The sequence below is a fragment of the Burkholderia sp. AU39826 genome, from assembly GCF_020419965.1.
Classification (GTDB): Bacteria; Pseudomonadota; Gammaproteobacteria; order Burkholderiales; family Burkholderiaceae; genus Burkholderia; species Burkholderia semiarida.
Window position 1 is genome coordinate 1 of sequence record NZ_JAIZQG010000025.1, and the last position, 21,277, is coordinate 21,277.

The following is a 21,277-nucleotide window of genomic DNA, read 5'->3' on the forward strand; positions in this document are numbered from 1 at the left end:
CGCAGCTCGTCAACAACTTTCTGAACGACTTCGTTGCGACTGCGGGGCCCATCTTCCTGCGCCGCCGAGGCTCGTTACCACCGAACCCCAACAGCACCGCTTCCCTTCCTCCCGCGCCGCGTTTCCGGTAGCGCGAAAGAGGCGTGATTCTAAGCACCCGCCCCCATCCACGCAAGCTCTTTGTGAAGAAACTTTGAAAAAGCCTCCGTGCGCTGTCGCGCACGGAGGCTTTTTTTGATGAACCGGACAAGGCCATCCCGCCCGCAACCGATACAGGCCAGCCATCGGACACCCGCCCCGACGCAGTCCGATCAGCGGTGCTTGAAAACAGGCTTCCGCTTCTCGACGAATGCTGCCATCCCTTCCTTCTGGTCTTCCGTTGCGAACAACGAGTGGAACAACCGGCGCTCGAAGTGGACGCCTTCAGCCAGTGTCGTCTCGTACGCGCGGTTCACCGACTCCTTGACCATCATGACCGCCGGCAGCGAGAACTCGGCGATCGTCGTCGCGGCGGCAATCGCCTCGTCGAGCAACTTGTCGGCCGGCAGCACGCGCGAGACGAGCCCGGCACGTTCGGCCTCGACGGCGTCCATGAACCGCGCGGTCAGGCACATGTCCATTGCCTTCGCCTTCGACACCGCGCGCGGCAGGCGCTGCGTGCCACCCGCCCCCGGCATGACGCCCAGCTTGATTTCCGGCTGGCCGAACTTGGCCGTGTCCGCCGCGAAGATGATGTCGCACATCATCGCGAGTTCGCAGCCGCCGCCCAGCGCAAAGCCCGAAACCGCAGCAATGATCGGTTTGCGGATCTCGCGGACCGCCTCCCAGTTGCGCGTGATGTAGTCACCCCGATAAACATCCATATAGGAGTAGGTTGCCATCATGCCGATGTCCGCGCCGGCCGCGAACGCCTTCTCGCTGCCCGTCACGACGATCGCGCCGATGTCGTCGTCCGCATCGAACGCCTTCAGCGCGGCACCCAACTCGTCCATCAATGCATCGTTCAGCGCATTCAGCGCCTTCGGGCGGTTGAGCGTCACCAGACCAACGCGCCCCCGGGTCTCCACCAGGATGTTTTCGTAAGCCATCTATTTCTCCTCGATCAATGAAATGAGAAACGCCTCGCACATGCGAATAGTTTGATGCTACCATTCTCCGACCAACCGGTCGGTTAATTAATCGATCCGATCCCTCTCAACGTTCATCAGGCCGCCGCCATGACCCATGCCCTGCTCACGAAGCACGAAGACACGCTGAAACACGCACTCGCCGCCATCGAGAGCCGCGGATACTGGAGCCCGTTCGCCGAAATGCCGAGCCCCAAAGTGTACGGGGAAAGCGCAAGCGCAGACGGCGAGGCGGCGTTCAAGTCGCACCTCCACAAGACCTTCGTGCTTGACCAGCCCGCATCCGGTGAAACGGTTGGCGCCGAGCGCTCACCATACGGCATCGCGCTGGGCATCCGGTATCCGAAATCCACGCCGGACGCACTGATCGCTGCCGCAGCCGCCGCTCAACGTACGTGGCGCGAAGCCGGCCCGAGCGCGTGGATCGGCGTTAGCCTCGAAATCCTTGCGCGCCTGAACCGCGCCAGCTTCGAAATTGCCTACAGCGTGATGCACACCACCGGGCAAGCCTTCATGATGGCGTTTCAGGCCGGCGGCCCGCACGCACAGGACCGCGCGCTCGAAGCCGTCGCCTATGCATGGGACGAACTGCGCCGCATTCCGGCCGATGCACACTGGGAAAAGCCGCAAGGCAAGAACCCTCCCCTTGCGATGCACAAGCGCTATACGATCGTGCCGCGCGGCACCGGCCTCGTGCTCGGCTGCTGCACGTTCCCGACCTGGAACGGCTACCCGGGCCTGTTCGCCGATCTGGCAACCGGTAATACCGTGATCGTCAAACCGCACCCTGGCGCGATCCTGCCGCTTGCCATCACGGTCCGAATCGCCCGCGACGTGCTGCGCGAAGCCGGTTTCGATCCGAACGTCGTCACGCTCCTCGCGACCGAGCCCAACGACGGCGCCCTCGTCCAGGATCTCGCGCTGCGCCCCGAGATCAAGCTGATCGACTTCACCGGCAGCACGCAAAACGGCACGTGGCTCGAACACCATGCCCACCAGGCCCAGGTCTATACCGAGAAAGCGGGCGTCAACCAGATCGTGATCGACTCGACCGACGACCTCAAAGCCGCCGCGAAGAACATCGCGTTCTCGCTGGCGCTGTACTCGGGCCAGATGTGCACGGCGCCGCAGAATATCTACGTACCGCGCGACGGCATCCGGACCGCCGACGGCCATGCGAGCTTCGACGAAGTCGCGCAAGCAATCGCGGTTGCCGTGCAAAAACTCACTGGCGACCCGGCACGCTCGGTCGAACTGATCGGCGCAATCCAGAACGAAGGCGTGACCGCGCGCATCGACGACGCGCGCAAGCTCGGCCGCGTGCTTGCGGATAGCGTGGCTCTCCAGCATCCCGCCTTCCCCGATGCGCGTGTGCGCACGCCGCTCGTGCTGCAGCTCGACGTGGCCGACCGCGAAAAATTCACGCAGGAATGGTTCGGCCCGATCTCGTTCGTGATCGCGACCGACTCGACCGCGCAATCGCTCGATCTGGCCGGTGAAATCGCCGCCGAACACGGCGCGCTGACCCTTTCCGTCTACAGCACCGATGACGCAATCATCGACGCCGCACACGACGCGGCGGTGCGTGGCGGCGTCGCGCTGTCGATCAACCTGACGGGCGGCGTATTCGTGAACCAGTCGGCCGCGTTCTCCGACTTCCACGGAACGGGCGCGAACCCGGCGGCCAACGCGGCGCTGGCCGACCCCGCGTTCGTCGCCAACCGGTTCCGCGTGGTGCAAAGCCGGGTCCATGTTGCCCCGAAGGCGGTACCTGCGGAAGCTGGCCAGACGGCATAGCCCTAATGGCCGACGTGCAAACGCCGCCATGTTCTCTACCATGAACGAATCCGCCACCCGGCGGGTTCGTCACTCATCGATACGCCCATGACAGACGCCTACATCTGCGACGCGATTCGCACCCCCATCGGCCGCTACGGCGGCGCACTGAAAGATGTTCGTGCCGACGACCTCGGCGCGGTGCCGCTCAAGGCGCTGATCGAGCGCAATCACGACGTCGACTGGGCGGCGATCGACGATGTGATCTACGGTTGCGCGAATCAGGCCGGCGAGGACAACCGCAACGTCGCACGCATGTCGGCGCTGCTGGCGGGCCTGCCCACCGCCGTGCCCGGCGCGACGCTGAACCGGCTCTGCGGCTCCGGGATGGACGCGGTCGGCACGGCCGCGCGCGCGATCAAGGCGGGTGAAGCGCGCCTCATGATCGCAGGTGGCGTCGAGAGCATGACCCGCGCACCGTTCGTGATGGGCAAGGCCGCGAGCGCGTTCGCGCGCCAGGCCGACATCTTCGATACGACGATCGGCTGGCGCTTCGTCAACCCGCTGATGAAGCAGGTGTATGGCGTCGATTCGATGCCGGAGACGGCCGAGAACGTCGCGCTCGACTACCACATCAGCCGCGCCGATCAGGACCTCTTCGCGCTGCGCAGCCAGCAGAAGGCCGCACGGGCCCAGCAGGACGGCACGCTCGCTGAGGAAATCGTCGCGGTCACGATTCCACAGAAGAAAGGCGAGCCCGTCGTCGTGTCGCGCGACGAGCATCCGCGCGAAACGTCCCTCGAAGCGCTCGCGAAGCTGAAGGGCGTGGTACGCCCCGACGGCTCCGTGACGGCCGGCAACGCATCGGGCGTCAACGACGGCGCCTGCGCGCTGCTGCTCGCCAATGCGCAGGCAGCCGACCAGTATGGCCTGCGTCGCCGCGCGCGCGTCGTCGGCATGGCGACCGCCGGCGTCGAGCCGCGCGTGATGGGCATCGGTCCCGCGCCGGCCACGCAGAAACTGCTGCACCAGCTCGGCATGCGTATCGACCAGTTCGACGTGATCGAACTGAACGAGGCGTTCGCGTCGCAAGGTCTCGCCGTGCTGCGCATGCTCGGCGTCGCCGACGACGATCCACGCGTGAACCCGAACGGCGGTGCGATCGCGCTCGGCCACCCGCTCGGCGCATCGGGCGCCCGGCTCGTCACCACGGCGCTCCATCAACTCGAGCGCACCGGCGGCCGCTTCGCGCTCTGTACGATGTGCATCGGCGTCGGCCAGGGCATCGCGCTCGCGATCGAACGCGTGTAACCGACGCGCCGCGCGCCTATAACGAAGTCATGACGGAGATACTGCATGTCCTACCAGGCGATCCAGCTGGATATCGATCAGGCCACGCGCGTGGCCACGATCACGCTCAACCGCCCCGACAAGCTGAACAGCTTCACGCGGGCGATGCATCGCGAACTGCAGTCGGCGCTCGATGAAGTCGACGCGGCCGGTGCACGCGCGCTGATTCTGACGGGTGCGGGGCGCGGCTTTTGCGCGGGCCAGGACCTGGCCGACCTCGACTTCACACCGGGCGCGTCCAGCGATCTGGGCACACTGATCGACGAGCATTTCAATCCGCTGATCCGCCGCCTGCAGCGTCTGCCGATTCCGGTGATCGCCGCCGTCAACGGTACGGCCGCCGGCGCCGGCGCGAATCTCGCACTGGCGTGCGATCTCGTGTTCGCCGCGCGCTCGAGCAGTTTCATTCAAGCCTTCGTCAAGATCGGGCTCGTACCCGATTCGGGCGGCACCTGGTTCCTGCCGCAACGCATCGGCATGGCTCGCGCGCTCGGGCTCGCGCTGACCGGCGACAAGCTCGGCGCGGAACAGGCCGAACAATGGGGCCTGATCTGGCGCGCGGTCGACGACGATGCGCTCGTCGCGACGGCCCGCCAGCTCGCCACCCAGCTCGCGCAGCAGCCGACGCTCGCCATCGCATCGATCAAGCAGTCGATGCGAGACGGCATTACGAACACGCTCGATCAGCAGCTCGATCTGGAACGCGACCTGCAGCGCAAGCTCGGCCAGTCGCATGACTACGCGGAAGGTGTGAAGGCCTTCATCGAGAAGCGTGCACCGCGCTTCGAGGGGCGCTGACATGACGAACGCGACCGCCACGCTCGACCCCGACTCGCTCGCCCGCGCCACCGCGCGGGCCATGTACGACGCCGATGCGTGCAGTCGCGCGTTCGGCATGGAAATCGCCGAAGTACGCGCCGGCTACGCCCGTCTACAGATGCGCGTGCGGCCCGAATTCCTGAACGGTCACCAGACCTGCCACGGCGGGATCATCTTCACGCTCGCCGATTCGACGTTCGCGTTCGCATGCAACTCGTACAACGTGAATGCGGTCGCGGCCGGCTGCTCGATCGAATTCCTGCGCCCCGTGCACGGCGGCGACGTGCTGACGGCCGAGGCGGTCGAACAGGCGCGCGCCGGCCGCCACGGCATCTACGACATCCGCGTCACGAACCAGACAGGCGACACGGTTGCGATGTTTCGCGGCAAATCCGCCCAGATCAAGGGGACGGTCATCCCGGAAGACCGCTGACGTCGACGGCTCGCCCATAACAAACACTGGAGACATGCATGACTACCCCGCTACCGCTCGAGCCGATCGAGACCGCCTCGCGCGACGAGCTGACCGCGCTGCAGCTGGAACGCCTCAAGTGGTCGCTCCGGCATGCGTATGACAACTCGCCCGTCTATCGCCGCAAGTTCGACGAAGCGGGCGTGCATCCGGACGACCTGAAGACGCTCGCCGACCTGTCGCGCTTTCCGTTTACGACCAAGGGCGACCTGCGCGACAGCTATCCGTTCGGGATGTTCGCGGTGCCGCAAGACCAGATCTCGCGCATCCACGCGTCGTCGGGCACGACCGGCAAGCCGACGGTCGTCGGCTATACGGCCGCCGACATCGACACGTGGGCAAACCTGGTCGCCCGATCGATCCGTGCCGCCGGTGCGCGCCGCGGCGACAAGGTGCACGTCAGCTACGGCTATGGGCTCTTCACGGGCGGGCTCGGCGCGCACTACGGCGCCGAGCGCGCAGGCCTCACCGTGATCCCGTTCGGCGGCGGCCAGACCGAAAAGCAGGTACAGCTGATCCAGGATTTCCGGCCCGACATCATCATGGTCACGCCGAGCTACATGCTGTCGATCGCCGACGAGATCGAGCGCCAGGGCCTCGATCCCGTCAAGAGTTCGCTGCGCATCGGCATCTTCGGCGCGGAGCCGTGGACCAACGACATGCGCGTCGCAATCGAACAGCGGATGGGCATCGACGCGGTCGACATCTACGGGCTGTCCGAAGTGATGGGCCCCGGCGTGGCGTCCGAATGCGTCGAGACCAAGGATGGTCCGACCATCTGGGAAGACCACTTCTATCCGGAAGTCATCGACCCGGAAACCGGCGAAGTGCTGCCCGATGGGGAGCTCGGCGAGCTCGTGTTCACGTCGTTGACGAAGGAAGCGCTGCCGATCATCCGCTACCGCACGCGCGATCTCACGCGCCTGTTGCCGGGCACCGCCCGGACGATGCGCCGGATGGAGAAGATCACCGGCCGGTCGGACGACATGATGATCGTGCGCGGCGTCAACGTGTTCCCGACGCAAATCGAGGAACAGTTGCTCAAGCAGCGCGCGCTCGCGCCGCACTATCAGATCGTGCTGACGAAGGAAGGCCCGCTCGACGTGCTGACGCTCAACGTCGAGCCGTGCCCGGAAACCGCGCCCGATACCGCGGCGATCCAGGCGGCCAAACAGGCGCTCGCGTACGACATCAAGTCGCTGATCGGCGTGACGGCCGTGATCAACGTGGTGCCGGTGAACGGCATCGAGCGCTCGGTCGGCAAGGCGCGCCGCGTCGTCGACAAACGCAAGGGCTGAAGTCGCGCGACGCACGTGCGGCGCGCGGCGGCGAGCGCGCGCCTGCAAACGAAACAGCCCGGTCGGCCAACGCCGATCGGGCTGCTTTACTCCAAGCGTCGTTCGACGTGACACTCACCGGATCACGCGAACTGAAGTCACGTGGGCACATCGGCGATCTGGCCGGCACGCGCCACGCGCAAGAGACGCAACACGAACGCCGCGTCTCATGCGCGGGCCACCATCCGGGCAGCCCGCCCTGCCCCAAAATCACGAATTCGGGAACAGCAGCCACATCCGGCCGACCTGCTTCATCCGGCCGGCCTGGTCGCCCGCGTCGTCGCCGAGCCCCCAGAAATAGTCTGCCCGCACGCCGCCCTTGATCGCCGAGCCCGTATCCTGCGCGAACACGAGCCGGTTCATCGGCGTATTCGTCAGCGGACGCGTGGTCTGCAGGAACACCGGCGTGCCGAGCGGAATCGACGACGGATCGACCGCGATCGAGCGCTCCGGCGTCAGCGGCACGCCGAGCGCGCCGATCGGGCCGTCCGCGCCGCCGTGCGGCGCATCCTCCTTGGTCGGCATGTCGCGGAAGAACACGAAGCGCGGATTCGTGTCGAGCAGCGCGTCGACGCGCGTGGGGTTCGCCTTCGCCCAGGCCTTGATGCCCTGCATCGTCGCCTGTGCGGGCGTCAGCTCGCCGCGATCGAGCAGCCACTTGCCGATCGAACGGTACGGCTGGTTGTTGGTACCGGCAAAGCCGACCCGCATCACCGAACCGTCGTCGAGCAGCACGCGCCCCGAGCCCTGCACCTGCAGGAAGAACGCCTCGATCGGATCGTCGACCCATACGAGTTCGTTGCCGTTCAGGATGCCGGCGCGCTCGAGCTGCGCGCGTGCGGGCAGCGCGGCGCCCGCGCGATAGCCGGCCGGCCAGCGATAGAGCGCGTACTGATACGGGCCGCGGCGCACGCGCGAACCGTGCAGCAGCGGCTCGTAATAGCCGGTCACGAGCCCGTCGAGCGTACCGTCGGTATTCGCGAACTGGAACGGCGTGAAATACGTTTCGAAGAAGGCGCGTGCGCTGCTGACGTCGAGTTCGTCGAGCCGGTCGGCGGCCGCGCAAGCGCGCGTCCAGGCCGGCTGGCGTGCGAGCCGCGCGCAGTTCTGCCGCAACGCGGCCGTCGCGCCGATCAGCGAATCGTCCTGCCAGCCCGGCACCTGCTGCCACGCGACCGGCGTGAGCCGCTTCGCGGCGACCTGCCCCGGCACGATCGCCGCGCCGGTCGGCGGCTTCAGCGCGGAGGTCCGCGTCGGCGCGCCGCCGCACGCGGCCAGCAGCGCCGCCGCCGCGGCTGCGGCCATCCACCCGGCCAGCCGGGGCCCAAACCACATACAATGTCCGTTCTTGATGGAAACCGCCATGTCAGATTTTCTCGACCAATATCCGATGCTCATCTTCGCGCTCGAAGCCTTCGTCGCGCTTGCCCTGCTGATCTTCATCGTCGTCTGGACGTCGTCGGGCAGAAAGAAGCCGGCCCGCCACAACGACCGCCAGCCGCGCTGACGCGCGCCGCACGCTCAATGCAGCGTGCGCGGCATGTGCAGGGCAAACTCGTCGACCGGCGCCTCGAAACGCTCGCCGTCCTCGGCCACGCAGAAGTACGCACCGCGCATCGTCCCGACCGGCGTCGCGATCACGGCCCAGCTCGTGTATTCGAAATGCTCGCCCGGCTGCAGCAGCGGCTGGTGCCCGACGACGCCGAGCCCCTTCACTTCCTGCACGTGGTTCTCGCTGTCCGTGATGATCCAGTGACGGGCGATCAGCTGCGCCGCGACCTGTCCGGTGTTGCGGATCGTCAGCGTGTACGCGAATGCGTATTGACGGTGATCGGGGTCGGATTGTTCCGGCAAGTAGCTGGTTTTCACCGAAACGGTGAACTGATACTGACTCATGGTGTGTCCGCTGTAGGTAACCGCGCGCGCCGATTCGAGCGGCCGGGCCGCGGGCGCGCCGCATTGGTTCGGCATTCTATGCGCAATCGGGCGGCAACCGCACAGCCTGCCGCCGCGCACCGGTCGCCGGACGGTAGAATGACGGTTTTGCGCCGCAACGTCCCCGCTCCCCTGCCATGACTCAATTCCGCATCGCTCCCAGCATCCTCTCGGCCGACTTTGCCCGGCTCGGCGAAGAAGTCCGCAACGTGGTCGCCGCCGGCGCCGACTGGATTCACTTCGACGTGATGGACAACCATTATGTGCCGAACCTCACGATCGGCCCGCTCGTCTGCGAGGCGATCCGCCCGCACGTGCAGGTGCCGATCGACGTGCACCTGATGGTGCGCCCGGTCGACCGGATCGTGCCCGATTTCGCGAAGGCCGGCGCGAACCTGATCAGTTTCCACCCGGAAGGCTCCGACCACATCGACCGCACGCTGTCGCTGATCCGCGACCACGGCTGCAAGGCCGGTCTCGTGTTCAATCCGGCCACGCCGCTGAACTACCTCGACCACGTGATGGACCGCCTCGACTTCGTGCTGCTGATGTCGGTGAACCCCGGCTTCGGCGGTCAGTCGTTCATTCCGGAAACGCTGAACAAGCTGCGCGAAGCGCGCGCGCGCCTCGACGCGTACACAGAGCGCACCGGCCGCGAGATTCTGCTCGAGGTCGACGGCGGCGTGAAGGCCGACAACATCGCGGAAATCGCGGCGGCCGGCGCCGACACGTTCGTCGCCGGTTCGGCGATCTTCGGCAAGCCCGACTACCGCAAGGTGATCGACGAGATGCGCGCGGCGCTCGCCACCGTCGAGCGGAGCTGACACCGTGGCCGACTCGTCGTTCGCCGGCCACGCGCCGGCCGGGGCCGCCACGGGCGCGGCATCGATCCGGTTCGTCGCGCCGCGCATCGATGCCGCGCTGATCGACCTCGACGGCACGATGGTCGACACGGCCGACGATTTCACCGCCGGCCTGAACGGGATGCTCGCGCAGCTCGGCGCGCCGGCCACGTCGCGCGACGAAGTCATCGGCTACGTCGGCAAGGGCTCCGAACACCTGATCCAGAGCGTGCTGAAGCCGCGCTTGCCGGCCGACGAAGCGCACGCGCGCTTCGACGACGCACTGGCGATCTACCAGACCGAATACGCGAAGATCAACGGCCGCCACACGCGTCTCTATCCGGACGTGGCAGCCGGGCTCGACGCATTGCGCGCGGCCGGCATCCGGCTCGCGTGCGTGACGAACAAGCCGCACCGCTTCGCGGTCGAGCTGCTCGAACAATACGGGCTGGCCGGCTGCTTCGGCATCGTGCTGGGCGGCGACAGCGTCGCGCGCAAGAAGCCCGATCCGCTGCCGATGCTGACAGCCTGCGACGCGCTCGGCGTCGCGCCGGGCGCCGCGGTCGCGATCGGCGATTCGGAAAACGACGCGCTGGCAGGCCGCGCGGCCGGGATGGCGACGCTGACGGTGCCGTACGGCTACAACCACGGCAAAGCTATACAAACGATAAATTCGGATGGTATAGTCGATTCGTTGCTGGTCGCGGCTCGCGCAATTTCCGCGCACAATGCCGGCCGGCCAACCGTCTGATTATTTCTTCCATCCGCATGTTTCTGAATAAAAAACGGAGTCTGAGCAGCATCGACCGGGGAGCCTGGCCCTGGCGTCGCTGGTCGCGCTAACCTCTTCGATGAGGTACGCTGAAGCACGTCTTCAGCGCCGTTTTTTATCTCGCTGCGCATCCGCGCGCCGACCGTCGCACCACCTCGAGTTCCACCGCGTCCGAACGCTCGCGTTCAGGATCCGCCGCAGGCTCGCGACGTTCACGCCCGGAGTGCCGGCCGGCAACAGGCACTTCTCGATCGACCGCCCTTTCGCCGACGGCCACCCGCGCAGCGTCAAGTGATCCCTGGCGCACGCGCCGCTCGTCCCGAACAGGACCGGAACATGACCGAACTCGAATTCCAATCGCTCGCGAACGAAGGCTACAACCGCATCCCGCTGATCGCGGAAGCCCTTGCCGATCTCGAAACGCCGCTGTCCCTCTACCTGAAGCTGGCCCAGCCCGAACGCGCGGGCGCCAACTCGTTCCTGCTCGAATCGGTGGTCGGCGGCGAACGCTTCGGCCGCTACTCGTTCATCGGCCTGCCCGCCCGCACGCTCGTACGCACCCGCAACGGCGTGTCGGAGGTCGTGCGCGACGGCCAGGTCGTCGAGACGCACGAAGGCGACCCGTTCCAGTTCATCGAATCGTTCCAGGCCCGCTTCAAGGTCGCGCAGCGCCCGGGCCTGCCGCGTTTCTGCGGCGGCCTCGCCGGCTACTTCGGCTACGACGCGGTGCGCTACATCGAGAAGAAGCTCGCGAACACCGCGCCGCGCGACGATCTCGGCCTGCCCGACATCCAGTTGCTGCTGACCGAGGAAGTCGCGGTGATCGACAACCTCGCCGGCAAGCTCTACCTGATCATCTACGCGGATCCGGGCCAGCCCGAAGCGTACGCGAAGGCGAAACAGCGCCTGCGCGAACTGAAGCAGCGCCTGCGCACGACCGTGCAGCCGCCCGTCACGTCGGCGAGCGTGCGCACCGAGACGTTCCGCGAATTCAAGAAGGAGGATTACCTGGCCGCCGTGCGCCAGGCGAAGGAATACATCGCGGCCGGCGAACTGATGCAGATCCAGGTCGGCCAGCGGCTGACGAAGCCGTACCGCGACAATCCGCTGTCGCTGTACCGCGCGCTGCGCTCGCTGAACCCGTCGCCGTACATGTATTACTACAACTTCGGCGATTCCCACGTGGTCGGCGCGTCGCCGGAAATCCTGGTGCGCCAGGAAAAGCGCGGCGACGACCAGATCGTCACGATCCGGCCGCTGGCCGGCACGCGCCCGCGCGGCAACACGCCCGAGCGGGACGCGGAACTCGCGACCGAACTGCTGAACGATCCGAAGGAGATCGCCGAGCACGTGATGCTGATCGACCTCGCGCGCAACGACGTGGGCCGCATCGCGGAAATCGGCTCGGTGCAGGTGACCGACAAGATGGTGATCGAGAAGTACTCGCACGTGCAGCACATCGTCAGCTCGGTCGAAGGCAAGCTGAAGCCCGGCATGACGAACTACGACGTGCTGCGCGCGACGTTCCCGGCCGGCACGCTGTCCGGCGCGCCGAAGGTGCGCGCGATGGAACTGATCGACGAGCTCGAGCCGGTCAAGCGCGGGCTGTACGGCGGTGCGGTCGGCTACCTGTCGTTCTCGGGCGAGATGGATCTCGCGATCGCGATCCGCACGGGCCTGATCCACAACGGCAACCTGTACGTGCAAGCGGCGGCCGGCGTCGTCGCGGATTCGGTGCCCGAATCCGAATGGCAAGAGACCGAGAACAAGGCGCGCGCGGTGCTGCGTGCGGCCGAACAGGTCCAGGACGGCCTCGATAGCGACTTCTGACCGGAGACTGACCATGCTGCTCATGATCGACAACTACGACTCGTTTACCTACAACCTGGTCCAGTACTTCGGCGAACTCGGCGAGGACGTGCGTACCTGCCGCAACGACGAAATCACGCTCGACGACATCGCGCGCCTGAACCCCGACACCATCTGCCTGTCGCCCGGCCCGAGCAATCCGCAGCACGCGGGCATCACGCTCGACGTGCTGCGCGAATTCGCGGGCAGGAAGCCGATCCTCGGCGTCTGCCTCGGCCACCAGGCGATCGGCGAAGCATTCGGCGGCCGCGTCGTGCGCGCGAAGACCATCATGCACGGCAAGGTGAGCCGGATCGAAACCGATTGCCGCGGCGTATTCGCCGATCTGCCGAAGCATTTCGACGTCACGCGCTATCACTCCCTCGCGATCGAGCGCGAATCGCTGCCCGACTGCCTCGAGGTGTCCGCGTGGACCGACGACGGCGAGATCATGGGCGTGCGCCACAAGACGCTGCCGGTCGAAGGCGTGCAGTTCCACCCGGAATCGATTCTCTCGGAGCATGGCCACGCGCTGCTCGAGAATTTCCTGAAGCAGCATCGCGCAGCGGCGCATGCCGCCGCACCGGCTGCTTGACGGGAGACGCACGATGACGATTACCCCGCAGGAAGCGCTGCAGCGCACGATCGAGCACCGCGAGATCTTCCACGACGAGATGCTGCATCTGATGCGGCTCATCATGCGCGGCGACATGTCGCCCGTGATGGCGGCCGCGATCATCACCGGGCTGCGCGTGAAGAAGGAGACGATCGGCGAGATCGCCGCCGCCGCGACCGTGATGCGCGAATTCGCGAACCACGTCGAGGTGCAGGACAACTCGAATTTCGTCGACATCGTCGGCACCGGCGGCGACGGCTCACACACGTTCAACATCTCGACCGCGTCGATGTTCGTCACGGCGGCTGCGGGCGCGAAGGTCGCGAAGCACGGCAACCGCGGCGTGTCGAGCAAATCCGGCAGCGCCGACGTGCTCGAAGCGCTCGGCGTGAACATCGACCTGCAATCGGACCAGGTCGCCGCGTCGATCGCCGAAACCGGCATGGGCTTCATGTTCGCGCCGAACCATCATCCGGCGATGAAGAACATCGCGGCCGTGCGCCGCGAGCTCGGCGTGCGCACGATCTTCAACATCCTCGGCCCACTGACCAATCCGGCCGGCGCACCGAACCAGCTGATGGGCGTATTCCACCCCGACCTCGTCGGCATCCAGGTGCGCGTGATGCAGCGCCTCGGCGCGCAGCACGTGCTCGTCGTGTACGGCAAGGACGGGATGGACGAGGTGTCGCTCGGCGCCGCGACGCTCGTCGGCGAGTTGCGCGACGGCAAGGTGCATGAGTACGAGATCCATCCGGAGGATTTCGGCCTGCAGATGGTGTCGAACCGCACGCTGAAGGTGGAAAATGCCGACGAATCGCGCACGATGCTGCTCGGCGCGCTGGACAACCAGCCGGGCGTCGCGCGCGAGATCGTCACGCTGAACGCGGGCACCGCGCTCTATGCGGCCAATATCGCCGAGTCGATCGCGGACGGCATCCAGCTCGCCCGCGAAGCGATCGCAAGCGGCAAGGCCCGTGCGAAAGTCGACGAACTCGTGCGCTTCACGCAGCAGTTCAAGCGCTGACCCTCTTACGAATCCAGCAGGAACCCACATGAGCGACATTCTCGACCGAATCATCGCCGTCAAGCGCGAAGAAATCGCGGCGGCCATGCGCAGCGCGCCGCTCGAGGCACTGAAACTCGAAGCATCGGCGCGCGACCTGCGCGACTTCGTCGGCGCGCTGCGCGCGAAGCACGCGGCCGGCAACGCCGCCGTGATCGCCGAAATCAAGAAGGCGAGCCCGTCGAAAGGCGTGCTGCGCGAGCATTTCGTGCCGGCCGACATCGCGCGCTCGTATGCGGCGCACGGCGCCGCGTGCCTGTCGGTGCTGACCGACGAGCAGTTCTTCCAGGGCGGCGTCCGCTACCTCGAGGAAGCGCGCGCGGCCTGCACGCTGCCGGTGCTGCGCAAGGACTTCATCGTCGACGCGTACCAGATCGTCGAAGCCCGCGCGATGGGCGCCGACGCGATCCTGCTGATCGCCGCCGCGCTCGACACGCCGCTGATGCAGGATCTCGAGGCCTATGCGCATTCGCTCGGCCTCGCGGTGCTCGTCGAAGTGCACGACCGCAACGAGATGGAACAGGCGCTGACGCTGAAGACGCCGCTGCTCGGCATCAACAACCGCAACCTGCGCACGTTCGAGACGTCGATCCAGACCACGCTCGACATGCTCGACATGATTCCGGCGGACCGCATCGTCGTGACCGAATCGGGCATCCTGTCGCGCACCGACGTCGACACGATGCGCGCGGCGAACGTGAACACGTTCCTCGTCGGCGAGGCGTTCATGCGCGCCGATCAGCCGGGCGAGGAACTCGCACGGATGTTCTTCTGATGGCGATCGAAAAGGAAATCAAGCTCGCGCTGCCGGCCGGCCAGGCCGATGCCGCGCGCCGCTTCTTCGAGACGCTGACCGGCGAACCCGGCCGCGTGATCACGCTCGCGAACGTCTATTACGACACGCCCGACCTCGCGCTAGCGCGCTCGAAGAGCGCGGTGCGCGTGCGCCGCACGCCGGACGGCTGGCTGCAGACGTTCAAGACGGTCGGCAGCGCGGAAGGCGGCCTGCATAGCCGCCACGAATGGGAACTGCCGGTCGCGGGCGACGCGCTCGAAATCGACGCGCTCGTCGCGGCCTGCGACGTGCCGGAAGCCGCCGCCGCGCTGAATGACGCGGCCGGCGCGCTGCATGCGCTGTTCCGCACGGATTTTTCGCGTACGCTGTGGCGCATCGCCATCGGCGGCGCGACGGTCGAGGCCGCGGTGGACCTCGGCGAGATCGTCGTCCAGGCGGAACACGAAACGCGCCGCGAACCGATCAGCGAAATCGAACTCGAACTGATCGACGGCCCGGAAACGGCGCTCGCGACGCTCGCCGCCGAACTGCAGCAGGCGCTGCCGGGCCTCGTTCCCGAAAACATCAGCAAGGCGCAGCGCGGCTACCGGCTGCGCGCGCAATAAACCCGCATCACGCATGGCAACCCGCAAGACTTCCCGCGCGCCGCAACAGGCGTCGCTGTTCGACGATCCCGTGCCGGAAACGGCGCAGGCCGATATTTCGTCCGCGGCGTCCGAGCCGTCCGCGGCCCGGCGCAAATCCGCGAAGCAAACCGCCGCGCCGGCACCGACACCCGCGCCAGCCGCGGCCGCGACCCCGGCCGCCGCGACCCCGAAGCCCGTCGCCGCCGACGTACCGCATCTCGCCGCGCAATTCGACGCGCTGCCGGCTGTCTGGCGCGACGTGCTGAAACCGTTCACCGACAGCGACGCGTACGCGCCGCTGTGCCGCTTCGTCGATGAGGAGCGTGCGGCCGGCAAGACGGTCTACCCGACCGACGTGTTCCGCGCGCTGCGCCTGACGAGCCCGGACGACGTGAAGGTCGTGATCCTCGGCCAGGATCCGTACCACGGCGACGATCGCGGCACGCCGCAGGCGCACGGCCTCGCGTTCTCGGTGCCGCCGGCCGTCCGCACGCCGCCGTCGCTGCGCAACATCTTCAAGGAAATCGCCGCGAACTTCGGTCACGACACGCCGCGGCACGGCTGCCTCGACACGTGGGCACGCCAGGGCGTGCTGCTGCTCAACACCGTGCTGACGGTCGAGCGCGGCGCGGCCGCGAGCCATGCTAAGCGCGGCTGGGAGCAATGCACGGACACGCTGATCCGCGAGCTCGCCGGCCGTCATCGCGGGCTCGTGTTCATGCTGTGGGGCGCGCACGCGCAGGCCAAGCGCGCACTGTTCGACGCGAACGCGCATTGCGTGCTCGAGGCGCCGCATCCGTCGCCGCTGTCCGCGCATCGCGGCTTCCTCGGCTGCCGCCATTTCGCGCTCGCGAACGACTATCTGGTCGAAGCAGGCCGCGAGCCGATCGACTGGCGTCTGCCGGACGTGGCCGAAACGCTCGCGTAACGGCCCAGGCGGCGGGTTCGCCGGCCCGAATGCAACAACGCCGCGCCCCTTTCGGGGCGCGGCGTTTTTTATCGGGTGACGCAGCCGGTGCGTCGCACCCGCGTCGACCTCACGCGTTACGCGGCGGCGATCGCCTCGCGCGCGCTGGCGAGCGCGGCGCTTTGCGCATCCGGGCCGAGGTTCAGGCCTTCCGCGAAGATGAAGCTCACATCGGTCAGGCCGATGAAGCCGAGGAACGTGCGCAGATACGGCGTCTGGCTGTCGTTCGGCGTGCCGGCGTACTTGCCGCCGCGGGCCGTCACCACGTGAACCTTCTTGCCCTTGATCAGGCCTTCCGGACCGTTCTCGGTGTAGCGGAACGTGACGCCCGCGCGGGCGATCCAGTCGAAATACGTCTTCAATTGCGACGAGATGCCGAAGTTGTACATCGGTGCGCCGATCACGATGATGTCGGCAGCCTGCAACTCGGCGATCAGCGCATCGCTCTTCGCGACGATCGCATTCTGTTCCGCGGTGCGCTTGTCGGCCGGCGTGAAGAATGCGCCGAGCACCGATTCGTCGAGGTGCGGCAGCGCATCGGCCAGCAGATCGCGAACCACGACGTTCGCGCCGGGGTTCGATTGTTGCAGCTTTGCCGTCAGTTCGTTGGCCAGCAGCGTGGATTGCGCGCCTTGCGAACGCGCAGCGGAATTGATTTGCAGAATGGTCGTCATGTCAGGCTCCGGTGGGGTTGCGCTTCGGTAGCGCGAGTGACGCCATTGTGCGTGGCCGCATGAGCGCGAAAAAGCGGGCCCAGGGCGACGGATTGTTGCAGCAGCAGAACAATCCTTGATCGCGCCCCGATACCCGCTATCGGACGATTACCCCTTCAGCCAGGCTTCGCGGGCCTTCGTGGCCGCAGCCGGCTTCGCGGCCGCCGTCAGCCGGTAGCGCGTGACGTCCGGGCCGTCGAGCTTCAGTTTCGCGGTGCGCAGCTCGTCGCGGCGAAACGCGTGAACCTCGACCTTGTCGCCCGGCCGGTAGCGCGCGAGCAGCGCATCGAGGTTCGTGCCCGTCACGCGCAACCCGTCGACCGCGATCAGCGTGTCGCCGGCCGACAACCCCGCGCGATGCGCGGCGCCGCCTTCGTAGACCGCCGCGAGCGTGCAGTCCGCGCCGCCGCGCAAACGCGCGCCGATCGTCGGCTTCGCGGCCGCGCCGGTCGCGACGTCGGGCGCCAGCGTCACGCCGAACGGCGCGAGCAGTTCGGCAAGCGGCAGATCGCGCGTGCCGTGCACGGCGTCGGCGAACAGGCGGCCGAGCGCGACGCCCGTCGCCTCCTCGATCAGCGTCTCGACTTCGTTTTCTTCCACGCCCGCCTGCTTGCCGCGATAGAAGTCGCGGCCGTAGCGTTGCCACAGCAGGCGCATCACGTCGTCGAGCGACTTCCGGTTGCGCGTCCGCGCACGGATCGCGAGATCGAATGCCAGCGCAACGAGCGAGCCCTTCGTGTAATAGCTAACGATCGCGTTGGTCGCGTTCTCGTCCTGGCGGTAGTACTTGATCCACGCGTCGAACGAGCTTTCCGCGACGCTCTGCTTGAGCCGGCCCGTGCCGCGCAGCACGCCGCCGATGGTGCGGCCCAGCGCCGCGAAATATTCGTCCTGCGACATCAGCCCGCTGCGGACCAGCATCAGGTCGTCGTAATACGACGTGAAGCCCTCGAACAGCCACAACAGCGACGTGTAGTTCTCGCGCGTGAGGTCGTACGGCACGAACGCCGCCGGCTTGATGCGCTTCACGTTCCACGTGTGGAAATACTCGTGGCTGCAAAGCCCGAGATACGTGCGATAGCCTTCCGTCGTTTCGGGGCGCCCTTTCACCGGCAGGTCGGTCCGGTTGCAGATCAGCGCGGTCGACGCACGATGCTCGAGGCCGCCGTAGCCGTCGCTGACCGCGAGCGTCATGAACACGTAGCGGTCCATCGGCGCCTTCTTCGATTTCGGCTCGAACAGCGCGATCTGCGCTTCGCACACGCGCTTCAGATCGGTACGCAGCCGCTCCAGGTCGAGCTGGGTCACGCGTCCGGCGATCACGATGTCATGCGGCACGCCGTGCGCGTCGAACGTCGCGAGCGCGAATTCGCCGATCGTCACCGGATGGTCGGACAGCTCGTCGTAGTTCGCCGCGCGATACGCGCCGAAACCGTAGCGCTTCGTGCCGCGCGCCTCGGGCAGCGCGGTGCCGACACGCCATGTGCGGAACGCCGCGCCGGCCGGTTTCGCGATGTCGACTTCGCAGGGCGCCTCCTCGCGGCCCGCGACGCTCAGGAACACGGCCGTCGCGTTGAAGAAGCCGCCCGATTCGTCGAGATACGCGGAGCGCACCGACAGGTCCCACGCATACACGTCGTAACGCAGCGTCAGCGTGCCGGTGACGGGCGCGGCCTGCCACGTATGCTTGTCGGTCTTCGCGATGCGCACCTTGCGGCCCGCGTCGTTGAACGCGCCGAGCGTCACGATGTTGCGCGCGAACTCGCGCACGAGATAGCTGCCCGGAATCCATACCGGCAGCGAGAAACGCTGGCCTTCGGGATCGGGATCGGCAACCGTCACCGTCACTTCGAACAGGTGCGCGGCAAGATCTTTCGGGACAATCGAATAGCGGATCGGCTGGGTCATCGTGGCAATCGGTCGGTCGAATACGGCGGCGAAAACGAAGAGAGGCGCCGGCAGATCGTGCGGGCGCCCCTCGCTGGCCGGGTCATGCGCCCGGCGTGCAGTCGGTTACTTGCTCGAGGCGAGCGCCTGGTTGAGCTGGTCGGCCGATACCGCGCCCGGCAGGCGGCGGCCGTCCGGCAGGAAGATCGTCGGCGTGCCCGTGACGTTCATCCCGCGGCCCAGCGCGAGGTTCTTGTCGAGCGCGCTGGTATCGCAGGTACCGGGGCCGGACGGCGCGCGGTGGTCGAGCATCCAGCTCGCCCACGTCTTCGCACGGTCGGTCGCGCACCAGATCGCCTTCGACTTCGCGGTCGAATCCGGCGACAGCACCGGGTACAGGAACGTGTAGACGGTCACGTTGTCGACCGACTGCAGCGTCGTCTCGAGCTTCTTGCAGTACGGGCAGTTCGGATCGGAGAACACCGCGATCTTGCGGGCGCCGTTGCCCTTGACGACCTTGATCGCATTCGCGAACGGCAGGCTCGCGAAATCGATCTTGTTGATTTCGGACAGGCGGGCGTCGGTCAGGTTCTTGTGCGTCTTGGCGTCGACGAGATCGCCGAGCAGCACGTAGTCACCCGCCGCGTCGCTATAGATGATCTGCGAGCCGAGGTTCACTTCGTAAAGCCCTGCAACCGGCGATTTCGACACGCTCTTGATCGGCGCGTCGTTGCCGAGACGGGCTTGCAGCGTGGCCTTCAGCTTGTCGGTGGTCTGGTCGGCCTGCGCGGTGCAGCCCAGCGTCGCCATCGCGACGGCCAGCGCCAGCGATGCGATGCGGATCTTTTTGTTCATCGAAATCTTCCTTCAGCTCAATCGGAGTGCTCGGCACAGTGTACGCCGTTATGGAACCGTCTCCGACCCGTGCAGCGGCAGAAGGTTCGATCAGCCGAGCGCGGCCGACACGAGCCAGCGCTTCACGAGCGGCTGCGCGCCGACGAACGCCATGCCCGCATTGCGCACCGCCTTCGCGAGCGAGCCGGGCACCGCGAACAGCCGCTGCAGGCCGTCGGTGGCGACCATCAGCGCGCGGATGTCCTCGCGGCGCGAACGCTCGTAGCGGCGCAGCAGCACCGTATCGCCGAGATTCCGGAAGCTTTCCTTGCCCGCGATCGCGTCGGCGAGCGCGGCGACGTCGCGCAGGCCGAGGTTCATCCCCTGCCCCGCGAGCGGGTGGATCAGGTGCGCGGCATCGCCGACCAGCGCGACGCGCGGCGCGATCAGCTTGTCGACCGTCTGCAGCGCCAGCGGGAAGCCGGCGGCCGGCGTCACGCATTCGAGCGTGCCGAGCTGGCCGTGCGACACGCGCTCGACCTCGGCCGCGAGCTGCGCCGGATCGAGCGCCAGCAATTCATCCGCATGCGCGGTGTGCGCGGACCACACGAGTGACACGTGGCCGTCCGGCAGCGGCAGCAGCGCGACGATCTCGCCTTCGTGGAACCACTGCCAGGCCGTCTCGCGGTGCGGCCGCGACGCCTTGAAGTTCGCGACGACGCCCGTCTGCCGGTAGTCGCGCCGCTCCACCCTGGCCCCCATTTGGGAGCGCACCCACGAATGCGCGCCGTCGGCGCCGACGACGAGATCGGCCTCGAGCACCTGCCCCGACGACAGCGTGAGCACGGCTGCGTCGTCGCGCACGTCGAAACCCTGCGCGCGCGCCTCGAACCACGTGAGGTTCGGCTGGAACCGCAGCGCGGCGTCGAGCGACGCCTCGACCAGCGACGACTCGGCGATCCATGCGAGCTGCGGCACGGACGCCTGGTAGGCGGAGAAATGCAGCTCGGCATGCGCGTCGCCATACACGCGCATGTCGTAGACCGGCGCGAGCCGGCCGTGGTCGAGCGCCTGCCACACCCGCAGCCGCTCGAGCAACGCCTGTGAACTGGACGACAGCGCGTAGACGCGCGTGTCGAACGCGAGATCGGCGGGGCGCGGCGTGGCCGGCTGGGCGAGCAAGGCTGTCTTGTAGCCGGACTGGGTCAGCGCGAGCGCGGCCGTCTTGCCGACGAGCCCGCCGCCGACCACGGCGACGTCGAAGGTGTGGTGGGCAGTCATGGCGGGCATTATAGCCGCGGGGCCAAACCCTTACGCGGCCGGACTTTGCGGGAAATCAGCAGAATCGCAGGCGCGGTGCGCGGACGCGGCGGCGCGCCGCATCGGCCGTTCGGCGCCAGCCCGGAATCCGGGGCGCCGGCACGGTACAATAGCGTCTTTGACCGTCGGCCCGCCGCGCTCCACGCGCCGGCCGCCCTTTTTTCCCGCGCCGCCGTG

The 21,277-nt window shown here is 67.2% G+C and carries 21 protein-coding genes; 14 read left to right on the forward strand and 7 right to left on the reverse strand.

Annotated features, from left to right (window positions below; translation table 11 throughout):
- Positions 1-311: 311 nt before the first annotated feature.
- Complete coding sequence (locus tag LGM42_RS28675) at positions 312-1,088, reverse strand: enoyl-CoA hydratase (protein ID WP_059576928.1); 777 nt, start codon at positions 1,086-1,088, stop codon at positions 312-314.
- Positions 1,089-1,217: 129 nt separating this feature from the next.
- Between LGM42_RS28675 and paaN the strand changes: the two genes are divergently transcribed.
- The 5 genes from paaN to paaK all read left to right on the forward strand — a co-directional run bounded on the left by paaN (position 1,218) and on the right by paaK (position 6,842).
- Complete coding sequence (gene paaN / locus LGM42_RS28680; RefSeq protein WP_226234049.1) at positions 1,218-2,924, forward strand: phenylacetic acid degradation protein PaaN; 1,707 nt, start codon at positions 1,218-1,220, stop codon at positions 2,922-2,924.
- Between the two features lie 87 nt (positions 2,925-3,011).
- Positions 3,012-4,214 (forward strand): 3-oxoadipyl-CoA thiolase, encoded by a 1,203-nt coding sequence (gene pcaF, locus LGM42_RS28685; RefSeq protein WP_226234050.1) that lies wholly within the window; start codon positions 3,012-3,014, stop codon positions 4,212-4,214.
- A gap of 45 nt (positions 4,215-4,259) precedes the next feature.
- Complete coding sequence (gene paaG / locus LGM42_RS28690) at positions 4,260-5,051, forward strand: 2-(1,2-epoxy-1,2-dihydrophenyl)acetyl-CoA isomerase PaaG (protein WP_226234051.1); 792 nt, start codon at positions 4,260-4,262, stop codon at positions 5,049-5,051.
- A gap of 1 nt (position 5,052) precedes the next feature.
- Positions 5,053-5,505 carry a hydroxyphenylacetyl-CoA thioesterase PaaI gene (gene paaI / locus LGM42_RS28695; protein WP_059576938.1) on the forward strand — a complete coding sequence of 151 codons (453 nt, stop codon included), beginning with the start codon at positions 5,053-5,055 and terminating at the stop codon, positions 5,503-5,505.
- A 38-nt stretch (positions 5,506-5,543) separates the two neighbouring features.
- On the forward strand, positions 5,544-6,842 hold the full coding sequence (gene paaK, locus LGM42_RS28700) for a phenylacetate--CoA ligase PaaK (RefSeq protein WP_099316036.1): 1,299 nt from the start codon (positions 5,544-5,546) through the stop codon (positions 6,840-6,842).
- A 249-nt stretch (positions 6,843-7,091) separates the two neighbouring features.
- Here paaK and LGM42_RS28705 read toward each other — a convergent pair whose 3' ends face one another.
- Positions 7,092-8,216, reverse strand: a complete 1,125-nt coding sequence (locus LGM42_RS28705) for a murein transglycosylase A (protein WP_226094280.1) — start codon at positions 8,214-8,216, stop codon at positions 7,092-7,094.
- 28 nt (positions 8,217-8,244) lie between these two features.
- On the opposite strand from LGM42_RS28705, the gene LGM42_RS28710 reads away from it, so the two are divergent.
- On the forward strand, positions 8,245-8,388 hold the full coding sequence (locus LGM42_RS28710; protein ID WP_226094281.1) for a hypothetical protein: 144 nt from the start codon (positions 8,245-8,247) through the stop codon (positions 8,386-8,388).
- Between the two features lie 14 nt (positions 8,389-8,402).
- Here LGM42_RS28710 and apaG read toward each other — a convergent pair whose 3' ends face one another.
- Entirely contained in the window at positions 8,403-8,777 is a 375-nt protein-coding gene (gene apaG, locus LGM42_RS28715; RefSeq protein ID WP_034187476.1) for a Co2+/Mg2+ efflux protein ApaG, read from the reverse strand.
- A 176-nt stretch (positions 8,778-8,953) separates the two neighbouring features.
- Here apaG and rpe point away from each other — a divergent pair, with 176 nt between their 5' ends.
- The 8 genes from rpe to LGM42_RS28755 all read left to right on the forward strand — a co-directional run bounded on the left by rpe (position 8,954) and on the right by LGM42_RS28755 (position 16,307).
- The gene (gene rpe / locus LGM42_RS28720; RefSeq protein WP_059576943.1) at positions 8,954-9,640 is read left to right on the forward strand and encodes a ribulose-phosphate 3-epimerase; all 687 of its coding nucleotides are present in this window, start codon (positions 8,954-8,956) and stop codon (positions 9,638-9,640) included.
- Between the two features lie 4 nt (positions 9,641-9,644).
- Positions 9,645-10,409 (forward strand): phosphoglycolate phosphatase, encoded by a 765-nt coding sequence (locus LGM42_RS28725; RefSeq protein WP_099316035.1) that lies wholly within the window; start codon positions 9,645-9,647, stop codon positions 10,407-10,409.
- A 357-nt stretch (positions 10,410-10,766) separates the two neighbouring features.
- A complete protein-coding gene (trpE, locus tag LGM42_RS28730; RefSeq protein WP_059576950.1) occupies positions 10,767-12,260 on the forward strand; it encodes an anthranilate synthase component I in 1,494 nt (497 codons plus the stop codon).
- A gap of 13 nt (positions 12,261-12,273) precedes the next feature.
- Positions 12,274-12,873 carry an aminodeoxychorismate/anthranilate synthase component II gene (locus LGM42_RS28735; RefSeq protein WP_059577040.1) on the forward strand — a complete coding sequence of 200 codons (600 nt, stop codon included), beginning with the start codon at positions 12,274-12,276 and terminating at the stop codon, positions 12,871-12,873.
- Positions 12,874-12,886: 13 nt separating this feature from the next.
- The gene (trpD, locus tag LGM42_RS28740) at positions 12,887-13,918 is read left to right on the forward strand and encodes an anthranilate phosphoribosyltransferase (protein ID WP_059577389.1); all 1,032 of its coding nucleotides are present in this window, start codon (positions 12,887-12,889) and stop codon (positions 13,916-13,918) included.
- 28 nt (positions 13,919-13,946) lie between these two features.
- Positions 13,947-14,732: an indole-3-glycerol phosphate synthase TrpC gene (gene trpC / locus LGM42_RS28745; protein WP_059640150.1), complete on the forward strand. Its 786-nt coding sequence runs from the start codon at positions 13,947-13,949 to the stop codon at positions 14,730-14,732.
- Entirely contained in the window at positions 14,732-15,358 is a 627-nt protein-coding gene (locus LGM42_RS28750; protein WP_226234052.1) for a CYTH domain-containing protein, read from the forward strand. Before trpC ends, LGM42_RS28750 begins: the two co-directional genes overlap by 1 nt.
- 13 nt (positions 15,359-15,371) lie before the next feature.
- Positions 15,372-16,307 carry a uracil-DNA glycosylase gene (locus LGM42_RS28755; protein ID WP_226234053.1) on the forward strand — a complete coding sequence of 312 codons (936 nt, stop codon included), beginning with the start codon at positions 15,372-15,374 and terminating at the stop codon, positions 16,305-16,307.
- A 116-nt stretch (positions 16,308-16,423) separates the two neighbouring features.
- Here LGM42_RS28755 and LGM42_RS28760 read toward each other — a convergent pair whose 3' ends face one another.
- From LGM42_RS28760 to LGM42_RS28775, 4 genes are all read right to left on the reverse strand, one after another.
- A complete protein-coding gene (locus LGM42_RS28760; protein WP_059577049.1) occupies positions 16,424-17,020 on the reverse strand; it encodes an FMN-dependent NADH-azoreductase in 597 nt (198 codons plus the stop codon).
- 147 nt (positions 17,021-17,167) lie between these two features.
- Positions 17,168-18,967 (reverse strand): M61 family metallopeptidase, encoded by a 1,800-nt coding sequence (locus LGM42_RS28765; protein WP_226234054.1) that lies wholly within the window; start codon positions 18,965-18,967, stop codon positions 17,168-17,170.
- 105 nt (positions 18,968-19,072) lie between these two features.
- Positions 19,073-19,801 carry a DsbC family protein gene (locus tag LGM42_RS28770; RefSeq protein WP_060315379.1) on the reverse strand — a complete coding sequence of 243 codons (729 nt, stop codon included), beginning with the start codon at positions 19,799-19,801 and terminating at the stop codon, positions 19,073-19,075.
- A gap of 90 nt (positions 19,802-19,891) precedes the next feature.
- Complete coding sequence (locus LGM42_RS28775; RefSeq protein ID WP_060315382.1) at positions 19,892-21,070, reverse strand: UbiH/UbiF family hydroxylase; 1,179 nt, start codon at positions 21,068-21,070, stop codon at positions 19,892-19,894.
- Between the last annotated feature and the right edge of the window lie 207 nt (positions 21,071-21,277).

Excerpts from the sequence above, each read along its gene's own strand:
- LGM42_RS28675 (WP_059576928.1), bottom strand. The coding sequence starts at position 1,088 with ATGGCTTACGAAAACATCCTGGTGGAGACCCGGGGGCGCGTTGGTCTG.
- paaN (WP_226234049.1), top strand. The coding sequence starts at position 1,218 with ATGACCCATGCCCTGCTCACGAAGCACGAAGACACGCTGAAACACGCA.
- pcaF (WP_226234050.1), top strand. The coding sequence starts at position 3,012 with ATGACAGACGCCTACATCTGCGACGCGATTCGCACCCCCATCGGCCGC.
- paaG (WP_226234051.1), top strand. The coding sequence starts at position 4,260 with ATGTCCTACCAGGCGATCCAGCTGGATATCGATCAGGCCACGCGCGTG.
- paaI (WP_059576938.1), top strand. The coding sequence starts at position 5,053 with ATGACGAACGCGACCGCCACGCTCGACCCCGACTCGCTCGCCCGCGCC.
- paaK (WP_099316036.1), top strand. The coding sequence starts at position 5,544 with ATGACTACCCCGCTACCGCTCGAGCCGATCGAGACCGCCTCGCGCGAC.
- LGM42_RS28705 (WP_226094280.1), bottom strand. The coding sequence starts at position 8,216 with ATGTGGTTTGGGCCCCGGCTGGCCGGGTGGATGGCCGCAGCCGCGGCG.
- LGM42_RS28710 (WP_226094281.1), top strand. The coding sequence starts at position 8,245 with ATGTCAGATTTTCTCGACCAATATCCGATGCTCATCTTCGCGCTCGAA.
- apaG (WP_034187476.1), bottom strand. The coding sequence starts at position 8,777 with ATGAGTCAGTATCAGTTCACCGTTTCGGTGAAAACCAGCTACTTGCCG.
- rpe (WP_059576943.1), top strand. The coding sequence starts at position 8,954 with ATGACTCAATTCCGCATCGCTCCCAGCATCCTCTCGGCCGACTTTGCC.
- trpE (WP_059576950.1), top strand. The coding sequence starts at position 10,767 with ATGACCGAACTCGAATTCCAATCGCTCGCGAACGAAGGCTACAACCGC.
- LGM42_RS28735 (WP_059577040.1), top strand. The coding sequence starts at position 12,274 with ATGCTGCTCATGATCGACAACTACGACTCGTTTACCTACAACCTGGTC.
- trpD (WP_059577389.1), top strand. The coding sequence starts at position 12,887 with ATGACGATTACCCCGCAGGAAGCGCTGCAGCGCACGATCGAGCACCGC.
- trpC (WP_059640150.1), top strand. The coding sequence starts at position 13,947 with ATGAGCGACATTCTCGACCGAATCATCGCCGTCAAGCGCGAAGAAATC.
- LGM42_RS28750 (WP_226234052.1), top strand. The coding sequence starts at position 14,732 with ATGGCGATCGAAAAGGAAATCAAGCTCGCGCTGCCGGCCGGCCAGGCC.
- LGM42_RS28755 (WP_226234053.1), top strand. The coding sequence starts at position 15,372 with ATGGCAACCCGCAAGACTTCCCGCGCGCCGCAACAGGCGTCGCTGTTC.
- LGM42_RS28760 (WP_059577049.1), bottom strand. The coding sequence starts at position 17,020 with ATGACGACCATTCTGCAAATCAATTCCGCTGCGCGTTCGCAAGGCGCG.
- LGM42_RS28765 (WP_226234054.1), bottom strand. The coding sequence starts at position 18,967 with ATGACCCAGCCGATCCGCTATTCGATTGTCCCGAAAGATCTTGCCGCG.
- LGM42_RS28770 (WP_060315379.1), bottom strand. The coding sequence starts at position 19,801 with ATGAACAAAAAGATCCGCATCGCATCGCTGGCGCTGGCCGTCGCGATG.
- LGM42_RS28775 (WP_060315382.1), bottom strand. The coding sequence starts at position 21,070 with ATGCCCGCCATGACTGCCCACCACACCTTCGACGTCGCCGTGGTCGGC.